This is a genomic window from Methyloglobulus sp., assembly GCF_046714055.1.
Classification (GTDB): Bacteria; Pseudomonadota; Gammaproteobacteria; order Methylococcales; family Methylomonadaceae; genus Methyloglobulus.
In genome coordinates this window covers 1-3,871 of the sequence record NZ_JBKKBJ010000215.1, presented here as the reverse complement: position 1 = coordinate 3,871, position 3,871 = coordinate 1, and the positions used below count along the sequence as shown (strand labels likewise).

At 50.8% G+C, this 3,871-nt stretch carries 5 protein-coding genes; 4 read left to right on the top strand and 1 reads right to left on the bottom strand.

Annotation, left to right across the window (positions count from 1 at the left end):
* The first annotated feature begins 303 nt into the window (after positions 1–303).
* From ACLQ6D_RS13035 to ACLQ6D_RS13020, 4 genes are all read left to right on the top strand, one after another.
* Positions 304–1,056, top strand: a complete 753-nt coding sequence (locus ACLQ6D_RS13035; protein ID WP_411727752.1) for a diguanylate cyclase domain-containing protein — start codon at positions 304–306, stop codon at positions 1,054–1,056.
* 435 nt (positions 1,057–1,491) lie between these two features.
* A complete protein-coding gene (locus ACLQ6D_RS13030) occupies positions 1,492–1,842 on the top strand; it encodes a four-helix bundle copper-binding protein (RefSeq protein ID WP_411727750.1) in 351 nt (116 codons plus the stop codon).
* Positions 1,775–3,223, top strand: a complete 1,449-nt coding sequence (locus tag ACLQ6D_RS13025) for a PQQ-dependent sugar dehydrogenase (protein WP_411727749.1) — start codon at positions 1,775–1,777, stop codon at positions 3,221–3,223. The genes ACLQ6D_RS13030 and ACLQ6D_RS13025 overlap by 68 nt, the downstream gene beginning before the upstream one ends.
* On the top strand, positions 3,220–3,747 hold the full coding sequence (locus ACLQ6D_RS13020; protein WP_411727748.1) for an alpha/beta fold hydrolase: 528 nt from the start codon (positions 3,220–3,222) through the stop codon (positions 3,745–3,747). Before ACLQ6D_RS13025 ends, ACLQ6D_RS13020 begins: the two co-directional genes overlap by 4 nt.
* 27 nt (positions 3,748–3,774) lie before the next feature.
* Here the strand turns inward: ACLQ6D_RS13020 and ACLQ6D_RS13015 are convergent, their stop codons facing one another.
* Positions 3,775–3,861, bottom strand: a complete 87-nt coding sequence (locus tag ACLQ6D_RS13015; protein WP_411727754.1) for a hypothetical protein — start codon at positions 3,859–3,861, stop codon at positions 3,775–3,777.
* Positions 3,862–3,871 lie beyond the last annotated feature (10 nt).

The following is a 3,871-nucleotide window of genomic DNA, read 5'->3' as shown; positions in this document are numbered from 1 at the left end:
TAAAAAGTTCGCATTTCTCGTTTTTTTATCCCGTTATTCAACTCGAAAAAATAGCGAGGGCCATTAAATCAAGCGTTTCGTCTACTTGCAGTTTCTAAAGTAGCTGAGTCTTATACGTAATCAGGTAAAGTTATAGCATTGATTTCTTTAGGTCAACTTCAGTTTTTCTGTGTTTTTTCTGCTGCGTTCGTTACCGTACAGAATGCGTCCGTCTTACCCTGTATGCTCCCTCCTTAGAGGAAAGTGATGCTAGGTAAAAAATAGTGCATGTAGCTGACCTTCAACCTGAAGAGACAATAAAAAATGAATAAACAGAACTTATATGGCATGACCGATACTGCCCTAGCGGGATGCCATATCTCTTTGCCCTCTTATGTTTCCATGCAAGAAGGTGGTGTGAACCCAATCTCTGCGCAATTGCAATTGCAGCAACCACTTGAGGAGTTGGTCGAACTCAAGCAAGTGCTTGCTAGCAGTCAACAGCAGTTGGAAGTTGCGCAACAACAAATTGAAACACTTGAACAAACCAATGAACGGTTCAGGCAGAAACTGATACGACTTGCAAAGAAGTGTATGCAGGCACGTCATTTAGCGTATCACGACAAGCTTACCGGGTTGCCCAATCGCAGCTTGCTGCTAGATCGGCTCAAGCAGGAAATGGTACAGTCTGCACGGCAACATAAGCAGGTGGCTCTGCTATTTATCGACCTGGACAAATTCAAAAGCGTCAATGATAGGTTTGGTCATCTGGCGGGGGATAAACTCTTGCAACAAGTGGCGGATCGTTTAGCCGCCTGTGTCCGCTATAGTGATACAGTCTGCCGCTATGGTGGCGATGAATTTGTGGTCATGCTAACAGATGTCGATGCTAAAGAAAGTGCGGCGGCAATGAAGAAGAAAATTCGCGCTCGCCTGTCTGCGTCTTATCTGCTAGACAGCCATGTTATTGAGATAACCGCGAGCATCGGCGTCGCCATCTATAATGCTGGTAGGCAAAATTGTAATGAATTGATCAAGCAGGCCGATATTGCCATGTATCTCGCCAAGGTTGCATAACAACCTACTAATCCAATTTCTTCAAATGGTCACGCAGAATTAGCATTCAGTTAGCTCAGTGGTGTTGAGTGACGGAGACGATACCATTTCCAGACAGGGTCTAAATCCTTCGCGGCGAAGCGAATAACAGTACGCGAGGGGTAACGATAGCGGCCTTATCAGGCTGATGAAATGCACTGTTTTCGCTGAAACCTGTCCAAAATCCTTAAATCTACATATCTATAAATTTACAGCTTAAAATGTTGCCATCACTCATTTTTTGGTAATTCTTTCGACAGCCAATATGTGCGCCACCGTACCGACCGCAGCTAATTTTTTGACTAAGTTATCCATACGGTTTTTAACGGAACCTTAGCCTCGTCCCAAGCTTAATTTTTGGTCGAGATGAATTATTTATTCTTAATCCAGTTTCTTTATGTACCTTAGGAGAATTCCATGCATCAATCAACCCACAATGAACAGTCCATGCAAGCCTGTATAGAGGCGTGTAGCCATTGCCATCAGGTCTGCCTACAAACCGCCATGAACCACTGCCTTAACGTCGGTGGAAAGCATGTTGAAGCAGGCCACTTCCGCCTTATGATGAGCTGCGCCGAGATCTGCCAGACATCGGCCAATTTTCAGCTCAGTAGTTCACATTTTCATCGTCGTATTTGCGAGGTCTGCGCCGAAGTCTGCGAGGCATGTGCAGAGGATTGCGAAAAGGTCGGCGGTATGGATGAATGCGTCGAGGCCTGTAGAGCCTGCGCCGAAAGTTGTCGGCAAATGGCGAGTAGTCAGCACTAAGCATGTAGCCGTATTCTATTCGGATTCTATGATGATCTACCCAGGACGATGGTTGTTAGCGGTGGTAGCGATAGTGCTAACGTCGTGTGGCGAGGTGGCACAATTGCCGGTAGCAGCGGGCATCGGCGCTAATCCCCAATTGCCGCCACCCAACCCGACGTTGATTCCCACGGTAAACATCGCGCAGGCTGTGGGCTGGCCTGCGAATGGAAAACCGGTGGCAGCTCTAGGGATGACCGTAAACGCCTTTGCCGACGGACTCGATCACCCTCGCTGGCTTTATGTGTTGCCCAACGGCGACGTATTAGTCGCCGAAACCAACGCGCCACCCAAGCCCGAGGATCGACAAGGCATCATAGGCTGGATCATGAACTGGTTGATGAGCAAGGCTGGCGCAGGCGTACCCAGTGCTAACCGCATCACCCTGCTGCGCGATACCGACGGCGACGGTGTGGCAGAAAAGCGGACGGTGTTCATCGAAGGATTAAACTCGCCTTTCGGTATGGCGCTTATAGGCAACGATTTTTACGTGGCCAACTCGGATGCGGTGGTAAGGTTTCCCTATACCGAAGGTGAAACCCGGATCGCTCAACCGGGGGTCATGGTAATAGACCTGCCAGCTGGACTAATCAATCACCACTGGACCAAGAATCTCCTGGCCAGCCGGGACGGATCACGACTCTATGTGACTGTGGGATCGAACAGTAATGTAGCCGAAAACGGCATGGATCAAGAGATTGGTCGGGCCGCCATCTGGGAGGTGGATCCTAAGCGCGGTAGCTACCGCATCTACGCATCCGGTCTGCGCAATCCCAACGGACTAGCCTGGGAGCCAGATGGCGGAGCACTTTGGACTGTGGTCAACGAACGTGACGAAATCGGCAGTGATCTGGTTCCGGATTACCTGACTTCGGTATCCGACGGTAGCTTTTTCGGCTGGCCTTACAGCTACTTTGGCCAGCATGTGGACGAACGTGTGCAGCCTCAACGACCTGACTTGGTTGCCAAGGCAAGGATGCCGGATTATGCACTCGGGTCGCACACCGCTTCTCTCGGACTGGCTTATTCCAAGAGTGTCGCATGGCCAGCCCCATTCGACAACGGAGTTTTCATTGGTCAGCACGGTTCGTGGAACCGTGAACCACGCAGTGGCTACCGGGTAATTTTTGTGCCTTTCAAGGGAGGCAAGCCTTTCGGGAAACCGATCAATGTATTGACTGGCTTTGTTAACGAAGATGGCGAAGCACAAGGGAGACCCGTGGGCGTTGCGCTAGACAAACAAGCGGCGTTGTTGGTTGCCGATGATGTAGGCAATATGGTTTGGCGCGTGACGGCTTCGATCAAGCCCCAAACTCAAACAACCAAGGAAATTCTACCATGAATACGATCACCACCAAAGACGGCACTGAAATCTACGATAAGGATTGGGGCTCGGGACAACCCGTTGTCTTCAGCCACGGCTGGCCGCTCAACGCCGATGCCTGGGAAAGCCAGATGGTCTATCTGGCTTCCAACGGCTATCGCTGTATCGCCCATGATCGTCGCGGACATGGCCGTTCGAGTCAGCCCTGGAACGGCAACGAGATGGACACCTACGCCGACGACCTGTCGGAGCTTATAGAAACTCTAGCACTGAACGGTGCCACCTTGGTCAGTCACTCTACTGGAGGAGGAGAAGTGGCTCGCTACATCGGTCGCCACGGCAACAAACGCGTCGCCAAGGTCGTGCTGATAGGTTCGGTGTCGCCGCTGATGGTCAAGACGGACGGCAATCCCGACGGCCTGCCGATAGAGACGTTCGATGACATCCGTGACGCGTTCTGGTTTCAGGGCATGCAGGGCGGTCTCAAGAACGAGCTTGACTGTATCAAGGCGTTTTCCGAGACTGACTTCACTGCAGACTGATCTTGCCCCGCTTTCACGGACACCCCGCTAAGCGACTTTATTGGCCTCAAACGCAACTGGGCTCATATAGCCCAATCTGGGGTGTAGCCGTTTGCGGTTGTAACACACTCCAATATATTCGAAC

Bases quoted from the DNA above. Each gene is read 5' to 3' on its own strand.
- ACLQ6D_RS13035 (WP_411727752.1), top strand. From the start codon at position 304: ATGAATAAACAGAACTTATATGGCATGACCGATACTGCCCTAGCGGGA.
- ACLQ6D_RS13030 (WP_411727750.1), top strand. From the start codon at position 1,492: ATGCATCAATCAACCCACAATGAACAGTCCATGCAAGCCTGTATAGAG.
- ACLQ6D_RS13025 (WP_411727749.1), top strand. From the start codon at position 1,775: ATGAATGCGTCGAGGCCTGTAGAGCCTGCGCCGAAAGTTGTCGGCAAA.
- ACLQ6D_RS13020 (WP_411727748.1), top strand. From the start codon at position 3,220: ATGAATACGATCACCACCAAAGACGGCACTGAAATCTACGATAAGGAT.